The organism is Sulfuracidifex metallicus DSM 6482 = JCM 9184 (genome assembly GCA_032834875.1).
Taxonomy (GTDB): Archaea; Thermoproteota; Thermoprotei_A; order Sulfolobales; family Sulfolobaceae; genus Sulfuracidifex; species Sulfuracidifex metallicus.
Map to the genome: position 1 here is coordinate 1,672,647 of CP135238.1, position 21,632 is coordinate 1,694,278.

The following is a 21,632-nucleotide window of genomic DNA, read 5'->3' on the forward strand; positions in this document are numbered from 1 at the left end:
TTCGCTTCCTAACCTTTTAAATATAGGTCTACCACGCGGAAGAGTCCAACGTAATCGAGTTTAAAGCCCACGCAGCTTCACGCATCGATATAACACCAATTACCTTACCTTGGTTGTCCACGACAACCAAGTGCCTTATTCCCTCATTATTCATCAACAAAATTGCTTCAGACACGTCCTTATCAGCTTGAATTGTAACGACTCCTTGAGTCATGACCGTCGATACTTTCTCATCTAGTCCAACCCCATCTGCAACGGCTCTTATTACGTCCCTTTCAGTGAAGAAACCTACGGGGTTCCCTCCATCCTCAACTAGCAATGAACCTACTCCCTCCTTTTTCATTATGATGCAAGCTTCCCTTATGGAGGAATCGGGGGTAACCTTAACAGGTTTTCTTTTTATAAGTTCTCCCACATCCATTAATAATCATCTGATCATATACATATTTAAAACCTATTCTGGTATTGTGTCAATCTCTAAAAGCTGATGTAGCGGTCTCCGAGATCTGATGAATATTATTTTTATAAAAGTTCTGTATACATACTGTTTAAATCTCACTCTCTAGCTGGATTGGATGAGGAATGATATACTGTTACGCTGGTAAGATGAACTCCCTAGTGAGTGTCTCATAGCATGTGTACCTTATTTTGAACCACTTAAATCTATGATATATAATGTCATTTAATCGTTATATTCAGTATAATCTTATGATATGAACTAGAACCTCATATTTATAAATTAGTTTTCAAAAAGACTAACGTGAAAATAGCGTTAATATATTACGGTGGTCAATATAATCATCTAATATTGAAGAACCTGAAGTACCTAGGAGTTGAAGCCGCTGTGTTTTCCACCGATAGACCAGTGGAAGAGCTGAATTCTTTTGACGGGATAATTTTCAGCGGCGGGCCATTCTCAGTGAAAGATGAGATCTCCAAGATGGGGAATTCCCCCTTGTATGTGAAAGAGACACATATACCTAAGCTAGGTATATGTCTAGGTCATCAGCTCATCTCATATGTCTTAGGAGGCAAGGTGAAGAAGGCAACTTCACCAGAATATGGTTTAATCAAGGTGGAAATACAAGACAATGATACCATACTCTCGGGATTCCCCAAAGAGTTCAATGCGTGGGAGAGTCACTGGGACGAGGTGATAGAACCACCGAGTGGTTTCAAGGTGCTAGCATCAAGCCATTACTCTAAAGTACAAGCTATAGTAAACCATGACAATACAGTATTTGGGGTACAATTTCACCCGGAAGTTAAACATACTGAGAACGGTACTCTAGTATTTAAGAACTTCATCTCAGCAATTAAGAAGTAATGCTCGATTCCTTTCTTGTGGAAAAATTACTCTCGTTCCTGAAGGAGGATGCCTATCCTGATGACATCACAGGTAGGCTTGCTTCAGGTATTAATTCAGTAGCGCAATTGAGACTAAAGGAAGAAGGCGTGCTTTGTGGAGTTAGAGTGGTAATACCTTTCTTAAAATACATGGGATTACAAGTGAGGAATTACAGGGAAGATGGCTCCAAGGTTAAGAGGGACGATATAGTACTAACTTTTGAAGGAGACGGAGAGGTAGTTCTAGCAGTAGAGAGGACTGTACTAAACGTGATCTCCAGACTATCTGGTGTATCAACTGCAACCAAGTTAATGGTAGAGAATGCCAGGGAAGTTAATCAACATGTGAGAATAGCCGGGACTAGAAAAACTACCCCTGGCTTTAGGGATCTAGAAAAATACGCTATAGAAGTTGGTGGAGGAGATCCTCATAGGTTAGGGTTATTTGACGCAGTTTTGATTAAGGATAATCATATCTCTCTCTTAGGAGGAGTCTCGGAGAGCATCAGGAAGGCAAAGTCCATCAGTAGCTTTACCAAGAAAATAGAGGTTGAAGTCTCTTCCTTGGAAGATGCTATGAAAGCATACAGAGAAGGAGTAGACGCCATACTCTTGGACAACATGACTCCTCAAGAGGTCAGGGAAGTTGTACAAGAGCTTAAGGGTAAGGTAATATTAGAGGCTTCTGGTAACATAACTCCTGATAACGTTAGAGCATACGCATCCACAGGAGTTGATGTGATATCTAGCGGTTTCATAACCCATTCCTCTAAAGCATTAGACATGAGCCTAGACGTCTTCAGATTTTAGATTCTTCTTAAATAGCATAAAAATACTTCGTGATGTTTGATTTTAATATAAAAAACTTTAAGAGGTTCAGCATTTTTTGTGTTGAAAGACTCAGAATAAAGCGATTACTGATCGCTCCAAACAAAATGGATTGAATTATAGATCCTTGTAAATATTTATAGCCACTCTTTTGTTAAAAAATTAAAAGGAATATATCAATAAAATGATTAGAGAATCATAATATCTATACTTAAAAACTTCTTTTACATCATTTATCTCATGAATGATAAAGTACTTTTCGTATTCATGACTGGAAGAGAGAATATGGCAAAGTTATTAGCGAATGTGGGAATGGCATCAAAGATCAAGGAGGCTGATCCAGACATATATATAGAAATGATATTCTTAACTCCTGCAGTCGAAGCTCTGAACAAAAAGCAGGTTATGTTCAAGCCTATTCTAGAGGCTATTAAGGAAGCCAGGAAAAGAGGAGTTAAAGTGATCGCTTGTGAAGTTGCAATGAAAAACGTAGGTCTAGATAAGGAAGATATAGAAGATGGACTTGTAGATGAGTTTGCTCCCGTAGGAGGCATATATGTTTTGAACAGAATAAAGGAGGGTTACGAAACCTTAACCATTTAAAGGTTAAATATCCAATTTTTCGTTAAATGAAATTTTAGATAAGTTTATAAATTCATCTACCTCGTTGATAACTATGTCTGATGAGTACGATCTGAAATATGCTAAGAGAGCTTTGTTCATATTAGCCCCCATAGCAATTATGGTAATGTATACTGAGGCAATGTTGATACCTTCACTTCCTACAATTGCCAGTGACTTTAACGTCAACTCAGCCACGGTAAGCTGGGTTCTAACAGCTTACTTAATAAGTGGAGTAGTTTCAAATCCTATAGTAGGTAAGCTTGGAGATATTTATGGTAAAAAGAAGATATTAAGTATAATAATATCAATTTATGCAGTTGCAGTTACATTGAACGGCTTCGCTCCTAACTTCGACTCCTTCATAGCATTTAGGGTTCTACAGGGAATGGGCTTGGGTATGTTTCCCTTAGCATTTAGTATAATACGTGAGGAGTTTCCTCCCAGATTAGTTCCTAAGGCCCAAGGTACTGTTAGTGCGATGTTCGGAATAGGCTCTGCCATAAGTTTACCAATAGCTGGTTACGTATCACAGAATTTTGGGTGGCAATACACTTATCACACGGTAATTCCTTTCGTAATTTTACTTGACTTTCTTACAATTAAATACATTAAAGAGTCTAGATATGTTAATAAGGGAAGCAAGATTGACTATGCTGGCGTAGTAATGATGGGAGCTTCGCTAAGCTTGATGACTCTATCATTCTCCGAGGCACCTAATTGGGGATGGACATCTTTAGAGTTCCTTGGTACATTAATATTTGGTGCAGTTCTATTTTCAGGCTTTATATTCTATCAGAGTAAGGCAAAATTCCCTTTAATTGCGACGGAGCTATTGAAGAGGAGGAACGTCCTAGTTGCTAACATTGCTGCATTCGTTGCAGGAATAAGTATGTTCATGGCATACCAGTCTCTATCCTACCTTTATGAGCTTCCAGTCCCCATAGGATTCGGTCTAGATATATTAGGAACCGGATTGATGCTTTTGCCTGTATCATTAATGCAGATAGTTGGTGCAGGTTTAGCTTCGCGTTTCGTTGTACGAAGCGGTACAAAATCAGTGTTAGTGGGAGCTTCGGCTTTAGTTTCGGTATTCTACTTCCTCTTAGGTTTAGTCTCTATAAATGGAGCAAATGCAGGTCAAGCTTTAATCACAACGTTGGCAGCAATGATGATGCTAGGCTCATCAATGCTTAATGTAGTGCTAATAAATTTACTCACTTTCTCAATAGAGAGAAAATCGCTAGGTGTAGCAACTGGTATGAACACCGTCTTTAGGTTAATAGGTGGTGCCTTTGGTCCATCAATAGCCGGTTCCCTTTTAGCGACTTACTATACATATCATGTATATCCAGTTACTATGAATGGAATAACAAGTTATATGACAGTAAAGCTACCTTCAGATTTTGCCTTCGAGGCTATATTTTTTGTAGCTGCTGGCATAGGGTTTGTTATGGTATTAATAGCGTTGATGTCGAGGAACATAGATTTGTCCAAGTTTTCGGAGAAAACCCCTCAGACAACATCTATTGTTCAGCAGGATCACAAATCGAAGGAAGAATTAAGATAAACTAAAATACATAAAATTATTTTTATTTTAAAAAAGATATTATGATTATTTTCACTATAATAGATTATTTTTAGATTTTAATATTTTAGATTCTATATTAGTCTTATGAATATCATTCTCAAAATTTTAGAAAATAATTAAGATTCTATTATAAAATGATTTCTATTTCATAATATAAAATATATTTAGTTATATTTTCTAATCTATTCAAATAATTTAAATAAAGTGAGACAGATGTAAGGGATAAGTTTAAACCAATAAGGCAAACACATTATTTATAATGAAATTAGTTGCAATGGCAGTGTTACTATTTTTCGTTATTACAATTGCGTCTGTAGTTAATGCATCACCAGTTACTCAAGAGATAAACAAGGCGTTACATAATTCTGTCCTACCGCTTGGGATAGCATCATTTGGCGTATCTAATGATAGCGGAAATATAAGATACTTTATGATCAAGACAAAGGAGGTCTTAGGTTTCTTTAACGTTAGTGTAATACGTAGTAACAGCTCATGTCTAGACTATCCATATGGAGCGTCTTTGCAATTAAACTCAGTTGTTTTATCAAAGAATGCAATAGAAAACTATACTTTCTGGATACAAAATGTGATATTATTTAACACATCAGACAATAAGATATCTTTTATAGATAACGTATGGAACTTTTCAAGTTTGTGTTCTCCCCTAACTGCAATTGGAATTGGTAAGATATATAACTCTTCTCAAGGTCAAGTATACATTTACTCTACTAATTGGAAAAGTTTAGAGTATCCTTTTTCGGGGTACTTGTTAGAGAACGTATCGCGGAGTGAAAACTACCTGAAGTTTAGTTTCGGTTACGTGATCATTGAGAACGGTACTCTCTATTTACCTAAAATAATATGGTTCGATAACGTAACTATTCCCGTGAATGTTTCCTCGTCTTTTATTACGGTTGCTCCAACCTTAACGCCTGAAGGTCGTCCTTATGATGTAGAGTTAGTCTTCGGTGGTCCTGGCGGTGGATCGGTATCTTATTTCTCTAAGATTAATGCTTCCTTAGCTCTCTTTTACAATAATTCAAAAGTCACTTCTTTTCCATTCATTTACGACTTTGGCTTAGTCACCGCTGAGAAATCTGCTGGAATCCACGTCTCTCTATCTAAAGAAATCAATGTCTATGTCGGTAACGCTAATCCAATGTTTCTGGCAAACAATTTCACTCCTAATACTCCCTTCACTTTTCTGGAAATTAACACTTTGGTAAATGGAAAGCTTCTGAATGAAAGCCTTGGATATATTACTTCGCCTTTAATTGAAAAATTGTCTCCATTAAATAATAACACAGTGAGGTTAATTCCTTTAAACAAATCTTTTGCTGTGTATCCTAAGGATAGCTTCTCATTTTATAATATATCTCTATTTTATAAGAAGTATGTTAAAGTAGGCGTGAATCTTCCTAACGGGTCAATAACTTATTGGATTCCAGAAGGAGGCAATTTGACTCTCCCATCAATAATAAATAATATAAGTGAAAGGTATGTACTAAACGGCAATAATACTCTTGAAGTGAACTTTCCAGAAAATATAACACCAAATTATACAAAGGAGTATCTTGTTAAGTTGGTCATGCCTAACGGAACTGAAAAAGAGTGGGTTGAAGCGGGGAAGACAATATCGTTGTATTATCCTTCTATACCATTTGCAAACATTAACTGGGTGGGTACATATAAAGTTAGTAACGGAGCCAACGTTACGGTTAACGGTCCAATAAACGAGAAAGTTTACATTCAATTGAAAGACGGGGAATTTTTATTCTTACTTATCTTAGTGGCAACTATTATATTGTTTCTTACCATAATCGTAGTAATCAGGGAAAGGAAATCCAAGGGTTGAACTTTTCTCTCTAATTGACTTGAAAGTAAGTAGAGAAAAACCTTCAATTAATTATCTTCAAGGATTTCAAGACCCTGAAGACAACTACGACTATAGCGATGCTAATTAACACTAAAATTGAAAGTATTAAGCTACCTCCAACGTAATAAATAATTATGGACGAATAAAACGCGATATATAACGAAAGGAAGACAAGAGTATCTGTGAATGAAGGCTTTCTCAGTGTTCTGAAAGTAATAAAGAGAGTAATTATCAAGAACGATCCTAGAATAAATAACAGGATGAAGTTTAGGCATATCATTTCATCTCACTTCAGATATAATAGCTAGTTTTCTTATTAGAATTCAGGAGCAGTTAGGGTATATTTATGATAGTGTCTCTCCAAAGCTTAGAGAAACGTGTACAGTATCTTATTATACTAAATCTTTTGTACATCTGAGCTAACTTCAATCGCCTTGCCTTCTCTCTTTTTATAATCAGAGATCTATTTTTCTATTTGAAGAAAGATCATATACGTTAGTCCAAGATTCAAGATACAGTACACGGAAAACAATGTAGAATATACTTACTTATATTGTAAAGAATTAGATCTTTCTTTCAGTATTCTGACTCAACAAGATTACAGATAATAATTTTCATCATATAAAAGGACAAGGCAACTGTACAAGAAATATTAGATGATAAGCATAAGTCCTTGGTTTCTTATCATCTAACTTGTTAAGAAGCTCTAATATAGTAAGTACACAATTTCATGTGACGTAAAAAAGGAAAGAGATGGCAGATTTTTAGATTAATCAATAAATATTAGAAAAGTAAAAATATAAAAACCTAATTAAAATTTTATCAAGTAATAAATAAAAACTGTTCATTTAAATTCCTGTGTCATTTAGAAGGCTTAACAATTCTTCTTTATTTAGATATATTCCCGCAACTCCAACGAAGGTTAGCTTGCCATTACTTACGGAGCTTATCACTGACTCTGGAGTGCTTTTACTTGTAATATTATCTATAAAACAAGTATGATTAGAGTTGAAAACTTCATGTCCACCTACTCCAAGGAGGAAGCTCAAAGTCAGGAAAGTATAGTTAGCATAAGTTTCGTTTTGATAACATAGCTTATATATCAGCATTGTAGCTTTTGTTCCGTTTACTGTTCCTTCCATATTTTCAATCTGACCTGATATTAATCCTCTTCCAAAAGGAAACTGAGTGTCGGTTGTGATATACGAGATCGGTATTGACTCCTTGCTACCGTTAAAGTAATTTATAGATACATTGTTGTTATTTACGCTAATGTAAAACGTGTTGTTACCTTCTAATTGCCACGTTCCACCAGTTACTGCTGAAACTTGGTAAGGTGTTATTATTTCTCCATTTGGCTGTATAAATACTGAAATTAAACCAACAATTATAATTAAAATTACAACTATAGCCGCGAGACCTATAATCGCTTTAATGGGAAATTTTGGCCCTATGACTGAAGAGGAAGAGGGTAATGGATTAGGATTGCTGTGATGTGCTTGAACGCTAACGTTCTGCAAATCATAGCCACACTTTCCGCAGAATTTAGCTTCTTCTACGTTACTATAACCACAGTTTGGACAAACCTTGACCATGTAATTTTCCTTTTAATAGTATTGATCTTACCTTTTAAGTTTGTACATTAATTAATGATTTATTGATCCCATTTCCCCTCTACCGTGAAGAGGCTTTTAGTATCTTTGTAAAACTTCTCTATCAATCTCGATAAAGTAATTGAACTAGAAAGGCGGAAATTATAAAGAAAAACGTCTGGCATATATAAAAGTTAATAAGAGGAATATTGAACCTAAATCAAGATTGCTCTATCTTAAGTTGAGAATTCTTGAGCGTTTCTGGTCCTGCCAGTAGGGATGTGATTGATATGATAGCTCCTGCAGTCACTATTATAAATGCAGACACATAAGGCGAAGCAACTCTGCTTAACAGCGAAATGTAAATAGACGAAAACCCAGCAACTATGAATGCTCCGTTATAGGAGAACCCAACTCCTGTTGCTCTGCTAATTGTGGTGAACCTCTCCGATAGATAAGCCGGCGATATTGCAGATGGTAGATTTATTCCAAAGCCAAATATGAGTATAGCGTAAAGTAGTGGAAAACCAGCCTGCACGCCCAAGTAGAGGATTGCTGAAACTATTATTGAAGACATGGCTCCTATTATTCCCACGCTTCTTCTACCTATTTTGTCGGACAGAGCACCTGAAATTACCATTGAAGGTATTCCTACTAAGTTCATGAATAGAGCCAATGGACCATAGACAGTTGGAGGCAACTTCATTACAGTTCCTAAAAGCACTGGTACGAATTGAGGACCAGCATATATCATTATCCAAAATCCTATCATAACGCCTATGGTTTGTATTATTGGCCTAAGACCTTGAATCACCGCAGTCCTAGAGCGTTTATCTACTTCCTGATAAAGTTTAGATTCAGTTAAATTAGACCTTATTATTACTGCTAAAATAGCAGGAATAACTCCTATTAAGAAGATAATTCTCCATCCATAGTTTACGAAAAAAGGTTGTGGAGCTAATTCCGTGAAAATGAAGTCGACTATCACGAAGCCAACTAAGGTTCCTGATTGCATGAGTCCTGATAGTGCTCCCCTTCTCCTTGGGGAGCTCTCCATAGCTAATGTGAAGCTAGATGATACATCTCCTCCTATGAAAATCCCCTGTGCTATCCTTAACAGAGATAAGGATATAGGGGCTAGGATTCCCACCTGATAGAATGTAGGAAGCAAACCTGTTAGACCAATAGTGCCAGAGTATCCAAGCACAGTCAAGATCAAGGTAGACTTCCTACCTCTTAGATCTGAAATTAGACCGAAGAGGAATCCTCCTAATGGTCTGGAAACTACGGTGAAAACTATAGGTAGAACTGCACCCAAAAGCCCCAACGAAGGATAGAAAAGCTTCTCTATAATACTTGCAGTTATTACCACTGCCCCAAGATCATATGAATCCATTATCCATGATAGGAAAGATCCGAAATAGTTAGCCTTATTATTCATGACCTACATTAAACGTATACTTTAATAAAATTTTTTTGAAAGAAACTAAACATTGTGTCACTTTAACGTTCTAACGACATATAGTTATAAAGCTCTATTATTTGCTTTTTCGTTAAATATAATTGAAGTTAAAAGAATTTTTCTTTATGCAAAAAGGAGAAAATTGAACTCATGTTATAATTATTAAAAGTCTATCTCTAGTTACCTTTCTATAGAGAACAATTTTAATATCTATGTTCAATTCATCAGTCCTATGAGCCCAATGGGTCACTTTGGACACGGTGGAGGGAGACCTCTCTACATGAGGGCGCTGGATGTATTACTATCTAACTTCGTGCTCTTTATAGTTTCAATACTTTACTTAGCAGTATGGGTCTTGATTCCCATCGTCATAGGAACTCCATTGATAGCATCAGGAAACGGGATCTTGGCATCAGTCATAGTTGGACTAGTTTTGGGAATAGCTTTAGCTTCTACCCTACTGATTACTCAATCCATGGTAAGATCATCTTTAGGAGGCATTACGCCCACTTTAATGAGGCCTCTGAGTTACAGAACAAATAACTCCTTCAGCATAACTGTCATGATAGTCGGTGCTTATTTGATAGACAATTTACTTAGTTCAATAAAATTAGGTTCATTAGGTTCAATTATATTGGTGATTGCAATTATACTTTCAGTTTCAGCCCTTCCAGAGTCTGGAAGCGGAAGTGAGATCTTCAGGAAAGGGTATGAAGGAATAAGGGACAGCTTTCAGAAGGATCAGATATTTGGCATAATATTAATAATATCTGCTGCATTGATTTTAGTTCCTATAATTAACGTATTCTTCATACCCTACTCTGTTATTCTATCTAATATGAAATAAATTATTTTTAAAGACTAGAATCTAGATACTATTTATATTATCTATTATAATTTGTTTAATATTAAATGTTAGCTATAAAGTCTTAATTAAAACAAATATGATTCATATTATCAATTTAAGTTAGTATTCTTAACAAAAAATTTTTAATCTTACTCAATGTTACCTCATTTTATGATAAATTATACAATTTTAGGAAATGAGATGCAGGTTCTGGCTCTTAATATGAAGGAAGGAGATAAAGTATATGCTGAGCCTGGGCATGTGGTATACAAGGATAATTCAGTCAAATTCGATATGAAAGCCAGAGGAGGAATTTTGAAGTCATTAAGCAGATCTTTAACAGGTAGCGATTTCTTCGTAGCCGAGCTCGAAGGTCCTGGAATAGCTACTATGACTGGATTCATGCCTGGCAAGATAATTCCTATAGAACTTAATGGAAACTCACTTCTAGTAGAACATACCTCGTTTTTAGCAGCAGAGAATTCTGTAAATTATGGTGCTAGCTTAGCTAGATTATCTGCTGGTATATTAGGCGGTGAAGGACTATTTATGGCCAGATTTTCTGGAGATGGAGTAGTCTGGTTACATGCAATAGGCGGAGTAGTACAACTCAACCTAGTACAAGGACAACAAGTTCAAGTAGAAGCTTCCCATCTCCTTGCTTTTGATGATGGCATGTCTTATGGCATAACTAGAGTGGGTGGACTAAAAACCATGCTTCTATCCGGCTTGGAGGGAGAGGGCTTATTCTTCGTTAATATAACTGGACCAGGCAGAGTATTTATGCATGCAGTATCAAGGTTGCAGTTAGCAGCGTCTCTGTTGAAGGTTATCAAGGTATAGATATACTAGCTTCTTCTTTTTCTTTCATTCTCTATACCGTGAGAGTTAGTATCAAAGTGAGAACTAAAAAGTGTTACATGTATAAAGCAAAAGGAAGTCTAAAACATTACTTTCATTTATTCGTCTAATTTTAAGTATAATTCTTTCATGGAATCTCTGATATAGGCTGGTAAAGAGAAATTTTTATCGAATTAAACACAGTTAGCCATTGGTTATCTTTATCTCACTATGAAAATATAATAATAAGAATATTACTTTATTATTTTTCCTATACAATTCTAGGATTAAGGACAATTGGTTGAAAATCTTCAAATATCATTGCCTTATCGTAACCTTCGTCTATCATTCTCGTTTTCAATTCTATCAACTCTTTTCTATTGTTATAATAACAAAGGAAACTCAACGAGTTAGAATAGTATTCTCTGTAAAATAGATAATTCTTACCTAGAATCCTCTTCATTTGATTTAGTTTCTCTTTTTCATCATTTCCTTTTATAAATTTCTTATCAAGAACTATAACGAAAATAGTTGAACCTTCTAGATTGGTTGTAGGGAAGTAAGGTTCAAGGAAGAATCCCTTAGCTCTGGTGAACGCGTCCAGAATTCTCTTGATCCTTCTATAGGTATCTGAGGTATATCTTGAAAAGACACTTCTTGACATATCTTTTATATGTTTGAATGGATTTTTGTATACTTCCCTAAGAATAATCCTCTCTATAGAACTAGGAATTAAAAGGTTGTCAATTATCTTTTTGTCATCTGGATCTAAGTTAATATTAAATTGAAAGTAATCTCTCTGCCCAAGAAAATTTAATTTAGGATAATTTATCATTAAATTCTCTAATATTTTATTTAAATCATCTTCATCAATATAAACAATTCCAATCCCTCCAATGTTCCTACCTAGGGGATCGCTGGACAGAATTGATAATTCATCAATGTAATATGGTAGTTCATCCCTTATCTGTTTGGTCATGCTTTTTATTGTCTGATAGTCGGCTTCAAAGTGTAACTTTACTTTTTTCAGTCCTATGTAAGTATAATTTGGTACAACAGTTAAACCGAAACCCATCCTCCTTAATGGTTCCAGACTATTTCTAACTATGAAGAAAGAGGTACCCAGCTTTTCAGCTATTCTTAAATCGGAGGGTAATCTGAAGGCCTTATCTTCATCAGTGGGAAACTTCATTGCCCTTATGATGTCCCTTGTTAATTCATTTATCACGAGTGTCATAAGCAACCGCTTAGCTTAAATAGATTTCGAATCGAGTAAAATCTTCATCTGAACTTAGATCTATAAAAATGCTTGAAATTATATCTGGCACAAAATCTTTTGTCACTGAGTTTTCTACATCCAACTATCATTTATAGATATAAAGTTGACCGTCTATTAGATAACAATTTAAAGGTAAACGTGGAAATACTAAGTTGGATGATTTACTATAGGTGTAGATTATGGACGTTCAGTACACTCTTGATGTAGAATATTCTAAGGATGTTTTACTTGCAGTATTATCCGATCCTGATTTTGTGATAAGAACCTTCCTTCCGGAAAAGGAAACTAAGAAAGAAGAGGAAAACTTGTACTCTGTAACTATGCCTGGTACTCTAGGTAAAATGAGGGCCATAGTTAGATACGTTAACAACAGCGAATCCATAACGCTTATCATGAACTTTCAGAAGCCAAAAGGAGTGGGAAAAATGATAATTAAACCAGAGGACAGAAAGATTATGATAACCGGCTCGGCGTCAATTGTGACGGATCCCGTTCTGTCTTTTTCAATGAATAGAAAAATGAGCAAACTAAAGAAAGAGATTAATGAAATAATAAGATTGGAGAGAATCAGAAGAAAAATTTAGTTAAGCGATATAAATAGGAGGCTAAAGCACTAAGTTGATAAGTCTATATTTATTTTTTATTATGACGATTCTGATCTCTTTAATATAATATTGTTACCAGTTAGTCATTAAAATATTCATGAAATAGTTCTATTAACTATGTAAAATAGAACTTAACTTATCATTAAAAAGAACTTAGCTATGAGGGACATTACGGTAAATTTTATCCTAATCTTTTAACACGGTTATACAAATGTGGAGGAGTAGACATTCACAATACTTTTTCATTTAGCACATGGGATCTTCTTGATTTAGAGAAATAATTTCTCTTTCTCATCCCTTTCGTAAAGTATTCTTCCTTTACTTATAACCATCTTAACTGGAGCTACTTTTCTGATCGCCTCCAATGGATTCTTGGCATCCAATATTACCAAGTTAGCTTCCTTTCCATCTCCTATGCCATAATTATGTACTTCTTGAACCTTGGCACCATTATACGTCATCATGAAAAATATTTGTGGTATATATTTAGAGAAATACATGTACTCTCCTATGACTAATGCAAAAGCTGAGTGCATCATGTTTCCTACTCCTATAGGATTTAGATGGTTCTGTATATCATCGTGACCTAAAGCCACGTTAACCTTAAAGGAAAGGAGGTCCCTGACCCTGGCAAGACCTCTTCTCTTTGGATAGTTTTCATGGGCTCCAGATTCCTCTAGAACGGTAATCGGAGAAACTATGACAGATATACCAGCCTCACTTATCCATCTCATGAGCCTTCTTGCGTAATCATCGTAATATGAATGGAGTGCAGTCAAGTGACTTAGGGAGACTCTCTTCCTTTTTCTCTTGATGGTTTCAGATACTATGATTTCGCTAAACTTAGAGTCTGGCTCATCAGCATAATCAGCGTGAAAATCAAGGAAGACACCCTTTTCCTCAGTGAGGTCAAAGATTGACTTAATCATTCTTTTTCCGTCCTCCATAGATGGCTGAAGATGAGGTTGTCCTCCAACTCCGTCCAGTCCCATATCAATAGCCTTCCATATTCTCTCCTCCATTTCACTGTCGTAGTAATCGTAGCTCTGTACGAATCCTATTAGTTGCAAGTTGACTATTCCTTTATATTCCTCCCTTAGCTTGACTAGTGACCTAACTCTTTCCTTCCATTTAATACCGTCAATCATAACGTGTGTCCTTACGAATAAAGAACCATGTTTTGCGTAAGTCTCGATAGATTTCTTAGCTAGTGCATATATTTGGTTCTCAGTCAAGTTCTCCTTACACTGTATTAACGCTTTAAGTGCCTCCGTGAACTTCTCAGTCTGTGCCTCCTCACATACGTCCAGGAGGAAGTTACTATCTATATGTGCATGAGAATCCACCAGAGCTGGGAGGACTAGTCTTCCTTCCATGTCTTCTCCTTTACTTTCCGTAACGTGCTGGACTCCTTCCTCTAAATCTATGGAAATTGTCTTACCTTCCAATGTTGTCAGGTTACTGAGTATCAATTTAATTTACCCGTCCTGAAAAATCAATTTTCCAGGATTCATTAGGTCCTCTGGATCATAATTTCTCTTGAAATTTATCATCATGGATAATCTGTTACTTTCCACTCTGTCGTTTATTAGGACTGAGTGGAGGTCAAATTTATATCCATTCAATGAAGGATCACAATCTAGGAAATAAGTATGGGAAAACATAATACCTTGGCTTCTAGAGAGTTCAGCATCTACCATGCAGTTACTTGGCAATTCATATAGCTTGTATAGTGGTAGGTCAACTGAGGAGTACTTTACCTTAAGCTTGTTAACTACGGTATAATACGCACCTGCAAAGTTTGTTATGAGCTCCCTGAACGGAACTTCTTCACCGTCTCCTTCTTCCTCTCCTACAATCACGTTCCACTTACCTACGCTTTCGTAACCCATTGCTCTCATCATCTTATCATTTCTTATGCTGACTAGTTCTGCGTCCTCGTGATCCAAGGCGAAGTCTATCGCCTTATCTATACTATTGAATGGAGTCCTCTTAACACCTAACTTACCTCTTCTGATCCTCCTGATTTTAACTCTGGTCACTACGCCATTAGTTCCTCCTGCCTGAACCACAGATTTCACGTCGTCTCCGCTTAAGCTTACCTTTCCTCGCGGAGTATAAACTGTTACCTCCTTGACGTTATCCCAAACCGCACCGTTCCTTAATGATCCCAAACCTAAAGAACCTCCAGATACAAATCCTCCTATAGTTGCCATATAAAAAGAGGTCGGAACTAAAGGGAATTCCTCAACTCCGACTTCTTCGAATTGAGTTCCTGGGGAAGATACTATTTCCTGCTTGTTTATTGAAAATCCCTTCATTCCACTTAGATCAACTACTATGCTCTCCTCCGTTAACGGTATTGCACCTCCTAGCGTATTTGTACCCTTTCCGCGTTCAACTACTCGAACCTTAAAATCACTCACTATCTCCATTAACCTTTCAACCTCATCTTCTCTGCGCAAGAAGACTACAGCAGAAGGAAGCTTCCTTTTCTTTTCTATTACGGGAGACATAATGCCATAGTCAACCGAAAATTTGTGTAAGGTCTCTGGGTCATCCTTTACATTGAATTCCTTCTTTAGTAATTCAAGAGCTTTTCCGTCCATGTCTTCCCTAGCGCTAAAATAGTATAAATAGATTAAAGATAATCTTATAAAAAGATTTCAAGAATAAAGGGATAATCCATGAATTATTTTCATGTTAGCTCTTTCTCATATTACGGGGAAATTTATATTTTTTCATAGTAATTGAAGGGGCTCTTTCATTCTCGAAATAGTAAAGATATCTTCATAGAGAAATGCCTTGAGCGTATGAGTTATATGTGGTAAATATTAATTCCGTTTATGAATGACATACTTAAATATCTAGGCTTAATGAAAAAATTTAAAATAAAATATTAATATAGAAATAATATAAAGATAAAATAAAATAGAAAAATTATAACAGAGAAGTTTAGAGCGACTTATGTTAGATGCTCGGTTAGGTACCAAACTAATTTATGTATATTTATGTAGTGTATACGGGGAGAAAGTAATTATGCACGACATAAGCTATCTCATCTAGTCTGTAAGCGACTTCATCAATAAATACGGATTTAACGAAGATCCGTTGATTATTAACCTTGATTCTCTGTTAGTCTTAGCTAATATTTTCCCGTTTCTGATTACCATGAATCTAGGAGCCATCGTAGACATCTGTTCCCTGAATGACGAGGCATCGAGGATCACGAAGTCCTTACTTGGAACATTAATGAGGCTGAACTCTTTCTCTGCATTGGTAGTTACCAAAGGTATCCAATCGTCTGCAGTAAAGGATTGTTCTAGGTTTATTGCCATAAACATTGAAAGCAAAATGTCTCCTGCACCAAACGGGTAGAAAACGTTCTGAAGGTCGTCGTTGCCCAAACAAACGTTGATTTCTTCCTTCATCATCTCCCTTATTCTAGTTATGCCCCTTCCCTTTGGATATCCCTTTTCCGCCGCAAGATATACTGCTGTTAAAGGAGCGCTGACAACCGAGGCTTTCTTGTTCCTGATCATTTGATATATTTTCCTAACATAATCATCGTCTTCATAGTGAAGCGAAGACATGTGAGACAGAGTAACGTGATTCTCAGCAATTGAAAGTAAGTACTCCGCAAATCTAGTTCTCCTTGCGTCTTGGTCAATATGTATATCCATGCTCTTTTCCAATTTCTTGGCAACCGATGTGACTAGAGACAAGTGCTTTATGGACATTTCCACATCATCCTCTGCGTCGGGTTTTCCTCCAACTAAGTCAGTGAACTGGGAAGCGTAAAGTAAATTATTCCCACACTTAAACAAGCTTTGTTCTGGGAAAGCAACGGTCTGTATGTCCATGATTTCCTTCATTTCCTCTTTTAGCAGAACTGCGGCCTTAACTGACCGGATATCCTTGGAGCACATATCAACGTGTATTCTAACATGGGTTACACCATGGTAAAGCTCCAAAAGAAGGGCCTTCTTCATCCTGTCTTTAATTTCCTCTACGCTCATGGAATCTCTGACCTTACTCCATTTAGTGACCGCCTCCTTAAGAGTGGATGAAGAGTTCTCTCCAGTTAATCCGAGAGTGAAGGCGTTCTCAGGGTGGAAATGCATGTCATAAAAGGCTGGTAGAGCTAGCCTTCCTTCAGCGTTGAAGGTTCCCCTTCCGTCAACCCTCAACTCCTTCATGCCGCTTAGTCCTTTTATCACCATTACCATTACGATCACTAACAATTGTGTAGAAATCATATAAAAAGATATCACTGAAAAGTGTTAAAATGCAGTGAAGAACTCATAAAAAGTTAAAAACTAATTAACATTACAGTGTTCCTAAAAGAACCTTTTGCAAGGAAATGAATTGGCTGGAGACTAAATGTTTCTTTTTATATTAATCATTGGAGATAAATTTAAGGCTTGATTTAATTAGTAATATATTAAAGTACCTATTTTGTAATAAATATTTCTTTATATTAAAAATATACCTATTTTTAGACTAACTTTAATACGATAGGATTTTTGTTATACAAAAATAAACTGTAATAATTCTAATAAAAATGTAAAATGGTATAAAATAGAAATCGTGTGGAAATGCTTTATAATACTGAAACAATAATTAGGATCGTTTCAGCATTTTACCTCTTCCTCCCTTTATGTTACCTTCCTCATACACAAGTTCTCCTCGTATAAACGTTTTATCAACTTTTGCCTTGAAAGTCATTCCTTCATAAATAGAATAGTCCATTTTTCCATGCCAATCTTTTACTTTCCATTCCTCTTTCTTTATGACGACAATATCTGCATCATCTCCCTCTTTCATTCCTTTTCCCTTAATGTCATATAGTCTTATTTGATTCCCAGAGGTAAGGGAGACAAATGACGATGGATCTAGCTCACCCTGAAACATAAGAGATGCTAGGGTAGGAACCAGAAACTCGGTGGACGCTACACCGTTAGGAACGTCTCTGTAGCTTGCTGGCTCATCCTTAAACTTAGACAAGAAACCAGAGTAGTCACTTCCAACAGTGTAAAATTCACCTAACCTCATTACCATTTCCTTCCTTTCGCTCTCGCTTCTCAAAGGTGGGCTCATTATGAACCTTTTTCCGTCCTTTCTAAGGTAAATCTCGTCGTTAAAAACTAGATAATGGGGGCAAGTTTCAGCATAAACCTTTGCACCCTTTCTTTGCCAATATTTTACCACATTAAGTGAAGAAGGTGTAGAAACGTGGACAATGTAAGATCTAACACCGGTTATGAATGCCATAGATGCGAACCTATTAACAGCTTCCTCTTCGCTCTCTGGAGGTCTAGTCTTCGCGTGATATATGGGTTCTTCTCCGACTTCATTTTCTTGAAGATATTTAATAATATCCCCATTTTCTGCATGTACAGCAACAGTGCCTCCTAGAGACCTAACTTCTTTCATTACATTCATAATTGAAAGGTCATCTAGCCTTATGGAATCGTAGGCCATGAATACCTTTACGCTTTTGACTCCAATTCTAAACAAGTCCTTTAGGTAAGGTATTTCCTCTTTCTTCTTGACGATGAAATGAAAGGAAAAGTCAACCTTAGATTCCTCAGCCTTGTTTATTTCTTCTTTTAATGAAGAAACTGGATTATTTGATGACTCAAAGAAGTTAACTATTGAAGTTATTCCTCCAGCTAGGCATACTTCGCTTCCTGAACTATAGTCGTCAGCTGTAGGTATTGGTTCCTTAGCTCCCAAGAACCTAGACCCAAAGTGGGTATGCCCGTCTATGGCTCCAGGCATGATGTAAAGCCCGGTTACATCCTTTACGTCATCACCTGCAGTAGGAATGTCGAACGATATTCTAGTTATTTTTCCTCCTTCCACTTTAATGTCTGCGTTTACAATTCCAGCTTCGGTTAGAAGTGTTCCATTTTTAAATATCATTATCCATCACCTCTTAATTTTAAAGGGAAGGAGTCACACTTCATTCCCAGATCCCTTATCGCATTGCAAACTGAAGCGTATGCTCCAGTAGGTCCGTTTTCGCCTACACCACGGACTCCTGAAGGCGTTTTGGAGGGAGTATGAAATAACTTAACCTCGAATTTAGGTGCCTCGACTGCTGTTGGAACGGAGAATTCAAATCCTTCCCTAGCGTCCTCGTAAAGGACTCCCCCAATTCCCTGAAGTGCCCCCCCAATTAATTGTCCCTTAACTATTTCCTCATCTCCCGCTATACCTACGTCTGCGACTATGAAGTGTTCCACAGCCTTAACTCCGGTACAGTCTCCCTTCACAACGCTTATCTGACCCGATACCGTTCCAACGAAATCATCAGTTTCGTAACATACGTCGGTCGAAACGTTCATAACTTTCCATGGCTTAGTCAACATCATTTTAGAGACTTCCTCCCATTCGCCTAAAGTGGATATCTTCTCCTTGAGCTGTCTGGCAGCTAGAACTGCAGCGTTACCCATGGTGAGCATTGTTCTACTTGCCCATACACCGTAACCCTTGACCTCGTTATCTCCAAGTACTACCTTAACCTTGTCATAACCTAGTTCTTTAGACACCAAGTTCCTTATTGCTCTGTCCATTCCCTGACCTTGGTTTGTTGCTGATATTTTAATCACCACCCAACCATCTAAATCTAGGAACGCCCTTACACAGTCGTAACCTGGTATTCTAGATTTTTCTTCCTCTATCATGACCTTTGAGTTTGGACCTGCGTATTGAACGTAAAACGATACGCCTATACCCTTTCCATATTTGCTCTTTAGGTCGTTGTATTTTCTCTCAAGCTCTTGTAAAACCAAGTTAATGTTACCAACGTCCTGTAAGTCCTTCAAGTTCCTCCTTCTGATTTCCAGCTGATCCACTCCAGTCATTCTAGAAATCTCGTCCATGATCCTCTCCATTACGAACACGGCTTCAGGCCTTCCGAAGCCTCTATACGCTCCTTGAGGAGCCTTATTAGAAAGGATAGCTTTAACGTTATAGGAAAAGTCGAACGAGTAAACTGACGTCATTGTATTGAGAGTAACAAATAAGGGCGATATCCCGCTCCAAGATAAAGGAAAGGCACCTACGTCGTAGGTAATGTCGTCATGAAGGAACTTCAACCTTCCATCTGAAGTGAAACCTACCTTCACTTCATGGATCTGATCTCTAGCTTGCGATCCTTGAATGTGTTCTGACCTAGTTTCCACCCATTTTAGGCTCTCGCCCAGCTCGTAAGATAAAGCCACGACTGAAAGTTCCTCATAGGACAGATCTTGCTTGGCTCCGAAACCACCTCCAACGTTAGGAACATCAACTGTAACTCTGTGCATGGGAACTCCAAGCATCTCAGATATGAGTAACCTAGCAACCGTGGGAGCCTGCGTTGATGCATGAATTATAATGGAATCACCAGATAGCCTTACCGCAATCACTCTAGGTTCCATAGGTGCAGGGGAACTACGTCCAGCCCTTAAGGAAAAGGAAGCTGTCATCTCTGCTTTTCCCTCGTTTCCATAGGACTTGGAATAGATTACGTTATCCGGTATTTCAGGGAATAGTGGTTGATTCTCTAGCTCCTGATATTCCACGTCAACTTCGTCCAATTGGTCCTCAACCTGATACCTATCCTTCGCTATTACTGCACAAAGGGGATGTCCTTCGTAGAGAGCTCGATCCTTAGCTAGTAAAGTTACCTTGGGTAGCTTCATACCCTCGGTTCCGAAGACGAACTCAACGTTATATTTTTCTAATATGTCTTCTGTATAACATTTACCCGAAACGGAAAACTTAGCGAACTTTGACGTGGATCTCTTGAATCCTACGTACTTGTAATCTCCCGGTATATCGTCCACATAGGTTAGATTCCAGAGCATTATAAAGAAGGGTAGGATTTAACTTAAAAACATTTCACTTAAACTTGGAAAAAGATAATAAGGTATTCGTTAATATAAACAGGATTTGAAATGAGGATAGCTCTGGTTCAAACCCATATGACTTGGGACAAGGAAGATAATGTTAAGAGACAGATGGAAATGGTGAACAAAGCCGCTGACGGCGGAGCTAAAATAGTAGCTTTGGATGAACTTTCTAATACAGTATACTTCGCCTTCGAGCAAAACGTGAAATATTTCTCGTTGGCCGAAACCGAGAACGGACCTACAATAACAGCCTTCAGGATGCTGGCAAAAGAAAGGGGAGTCAATCTCATAGTTCCTATATTTGAAAGAGACGGAACCAGCTTCTATAATACCGCCTTTATAATAAACTCTAACGGTAGTGTTGTAGGCAAGTACAGGAAGACGCATTTACCTCAGGACAACTACTTCAACGAATATTATTATTTCAAGATAGGTGATCTTGGATTTCCGGTTTTCCAGCTAGAGGATACAAAGGTCGGCGTCGTTATATGTCATGACAGACACTTCCCAGAGACGGTGAGAGCTGAGGTAGTTAATGGAGCTGAAATAGTCTTTGTGCCATCAGTTGCATACTTCAAGGAAATCTGGGAACTGGAATTGAAGGCTCACGCTATTTTCAACACAGTTTATATTGCAGGGATAAACAGAGTAGGCAAGGAGTATCCAGAGCAACTCCAAGAGTACTTCGGCGACTCAATGATTGTATCACCCATGGGAGACGTGATCTCCAAGGTTCAGGGAGAGGGTATAGCTTATGCTGAGGTAGATAAGGAGGAACTCATAAAAGCTAGGTTATCTAGACCGTTCCTCAAGAAGAGGCTTAGCAGTTATGGTTTGTAG

The 21,632-nt window shown here is 37.3% G+C and carries 19 protein-coding genes; 9 read left to right on the forward strand and 10 right to left on the reverse strand.

Features of this window, described 5'->3' with window-relative positions; translation table 11 throughout:
- Positions 1 to 28: 28 nt before the first annotated feature.
- Complete coding sequence (locus RQ359_RS09275; protein ID WP_156016727.1) at positions 29 to 421, reverse strand: CBS domain-containing protein; 393 nt, start codon at positions 419 to 421, stop codon at positions 29 to 31.
- A gap of 339 nt (positions 422 to 760) precedes the next feature.
- On the opposite strand from RQ359_RS09275, the gene RQ359_RS09280 reads away from it, so the two are divergent.
- The 5 genes from RQ359_RS09280 to RQ359_RS09300 all read left to right on the forward strand — a co-directional run bounded on the left by RQ359_RS09280 (position 761) and on the right by RQ359_RS09300 (position 6,242).
- A complete protein-coding gene (locus RQ359_RS09280; protein WP_338116975.1) occupies positions 761 to 1,327 on the forward strand; it encodes a GMP synthase subunit A in 567 nt (188 codons plus the stop codon).
- Positions 1,327 to 2,157: a carboxylating nicotinate-nucleotide diphosphorylase gene (nadC, locus tag RQ359_RS09285; RefSeq protein WP_054838734.1), complete on the forward strand. Its 831-nt coding sequence runs from the start codon at positions 1,327 to 1,329 to the stop codon at positions 2,155 to 2,157. Before RQ359_RS09280 ends, nadC begins: the two co-directional genes overlap by 1 nt.
- Positions 2,158 to 2,415: 258 nt before the next feature.
- The gene (locus tag RQ359_RS09290) at positions 2,416 to 2,778 is read left to right on the forward strand and encodes a DsrE family protein (protein WP_054838733.1); all 363 of its coding nucleotides are present in this window, start codon (positions 2,416 to 2,418) and stop codon (positions 2,776 to 2,778) included.
- 73 nt (positions 2,779 to 2,851) lie between these two features.
- Positions 2,852 to 4,366 (forward strand): MFS transporter, encoded by a 1,515-nt coding sequence (locus tag RQ359_RS09295; RefSeq protein ID WP_457921174.1) that lies wholly within the window; start codon positions 2,852 to 2,854, stop codon positions 4,364 to 4,366.
- A 280-nt stretch (positions 4,367 to 4,646) separates the two neighbouring features.
- A complete protein-coding gene (locus RQ359_RS09300) occupies positions 4,647 to 6,242 on the forward strand; it encodes a thermopsin family protease (RefSeq protein ID WP_457921175.1) in 1,596 nt (531 codons plus the stop codon).
- A 43-nt stretch (positions 6,243 to 6,285) separates the two neighbouring features.
- Here the strand turns inward: RQ359_RS09300 and RQ359_RS09305 are convergent, their stop codons facing one another.
- The 3 genes from RQ359_RS09305 to RQ359_RS09315 form a co-directional block, all read right to left on the reverse strand.
- Positions 6,286 to 6,543, reverse strand: coding sequence for a hypothetical protein (locus RQ359_RS09305; RefSeq protein WP_156016721.1), 258 nt, complete (start codon positions 6,541 to 6,543; stop codon positions 6,286 to 6,288).
- A 568-nt stretch (positions 6,544 to 7,111) separates the two neighbouring features.
- Complete coding sequence (locus tag RQ359_RS09310; RefSeq protein WP_156016719.1) at positions 7,112 to 7,858, reverse strand: zinc-ribbon domain-containing protein; 747 nt, start codon at positions 7,856 to 7,858, stop codon at positions 7,112 to 7,114.
- A gap of 217 nt (positions 7,859 to 8,075) precedes the next feature.
- Positions 8,076 to 9,296 carry an MFS transporter gene (locus RQ359_RS09315; RefSeq protein WP_054838727.1) on the reverse strand — a complete coding sequence of 407 codons (1,221 nt, stop codon included), beginning with the start codon at positions 9,294 to 9,296 and terminating at the stop codon, positions 8,076 to 8,078.
- A 253-nt stretch (positions 9,297 to 9,549) separates the two neighbouring features.
- Between RQ359_RS09315 and RQ359_RS09320 the strand changes: the two genes are divergently transcribed.
- Together RQ359_RS09320 and RQ359_RS09325 are read left to right on the forward strand one after the other, a co-directional pair.
- Positions 9,550 to 10,164 carry a hypothetical protein gene (locus tag RQ359_RS09320; RefSeq protein WP_054838726.1) on the forward strand — a complete coding sequence of 205 codons (615 nt, stop codon included), beginning with the start codon at positions 9,550 to 9,552 and terminating at the stop codon, positions 10,162 to 10,164.
- 171 nt (positions 10,165 to 10,335) lie between these two features.
- Positions 10,336 to 11,007, forward strand: a complete 672-nt coding sequence (locus RQ359_RS09325; protein WP_156016717.1) for a TIGR00266 family protein — start codon at positions 10,336 to 10,338, stop codon at positions 11,005 to 11,007.
- Positions 11,008 to 11,275: 268 nt separating this feature from the next.
- On the opposite strand, the gene RQ359_RS09330 is transcribed toward RQ359_RS09325, so the two are convergent.
- Positions 11,276 to 12,232 carry a hypothetical protein gene (locus tag RQ359_RS09330; protein WP_054838725.1) on the reverse strand — a complete coding sequence of 319 codons (957 nt, stop codon included), beginning with the start codon at positions 12,230 to 12,232 and terminating at the stop codon, positions 11,276 to 11,278.
- A 230-nt stretch (positions 12,233 to 12,462) separates the two neighbouring features.
- Here RQ359_RS09330 and RQ359_RS09335 point away from each other — a divergent pair, with 230 nt between their 5' ends.
- Positions 12,463 to 12,867, forward strand: a complete 405-nt coding sequence (locus RQ359_RS09335; protein ID WP_054838724.1) for an STK_08120 family protein — start codon at positions 12,463 to 12,465, stop codon at positions 12,865 to 12,867.
- 290 nt (positions 12,868 to 13,157) lie between these two features.
- Here the strand turns inward: RQ359_RS09335 and RQ359_RS09340 are convergent, their stop codons facing one another.
- The 5 genes from RQ359_RS09340 to RQ359_RS09360 form a co-directional block, all read right to left on the reverse strand.
- A complete protein-coding gene (locus tag RQ359_RS09340; protein WP_156016715.1) occupies positions 13,158 to 14,360 on the reverse strand; it encodes an amidohydrolase family protein in 1,203 nt (400 codons plus the stop codon).
- Positions 14,361 to 14,366: 6 nt separating this feature from the next.
- Positions 14,367 to 15,497: an FAD-binding oxidoreductase gene (locus RQ359_RS09345; RefSeq protein WP_156016713.1), complete on the reverse strand. Its 1,131-nt coding sequence runs from the start codon at positions 15,495 to 15,497 to the stop codon at positions 14,367 to 14,369.
- Positions 15,498 to 15,950: 453 nt separating this feature from the next.
- Positions 15,951 to 17,147: an amidohydrolase family protein gene (locus RQ359_RS09350; protein ID WP_156016710.1), complete on the reverse strand. Its 1,197-nt coding sequence runs from the start codon at positions 17,145 to 17,147 to the stop codon at positions 15,951 to 15,953.
- A 364-nt stretch (positions 17,148 to 17,511) separates the two neighbouring features.
- Entirely contained in the window at positions 17,512 to 18,816 is a 1,305-nt protein-coding gene (locus tag RQ359_RS09355) for an amidohydrolase family protein (protein ID WP_054838719.1), read from the reverse strand.
- Positions 18,816 to 20,747 (reverse strand): xanthine dehydrogenase family protein molybdopterin-binding subunit, encoded by a 1,932-nt coding sequence (locus tag RQ359_RS09360; RefSeq protein WP_156016706.1) that lies wholly within the window; start codon positions 20,745 to 20,747, stop codon positions 18,816 to 18,818. Before RQ359_RS09360 ends, RQ359_RS09355 begins: the two co-directional genes overlap by 1 nt.
- A 90-nt stretch (positions 20,748 to 20,837) precedes the next feature.
- Here RQ359_RS09360 and RQ359_RS09365 point away from each other — a divergent pair, with 90 nt between their 5' ends.
- On the forward strand, positions 20,838 to 21,632 hold the full coding sequence (locus RQ359_RS09365) for a nitrilase-related carbon-nitrogen hydrolase (RefSeq protein WP_156016704.1): 795 nt from the start codon (positions 20,838 to 20,840) through the stop codon (positions 21,630 to 21,632).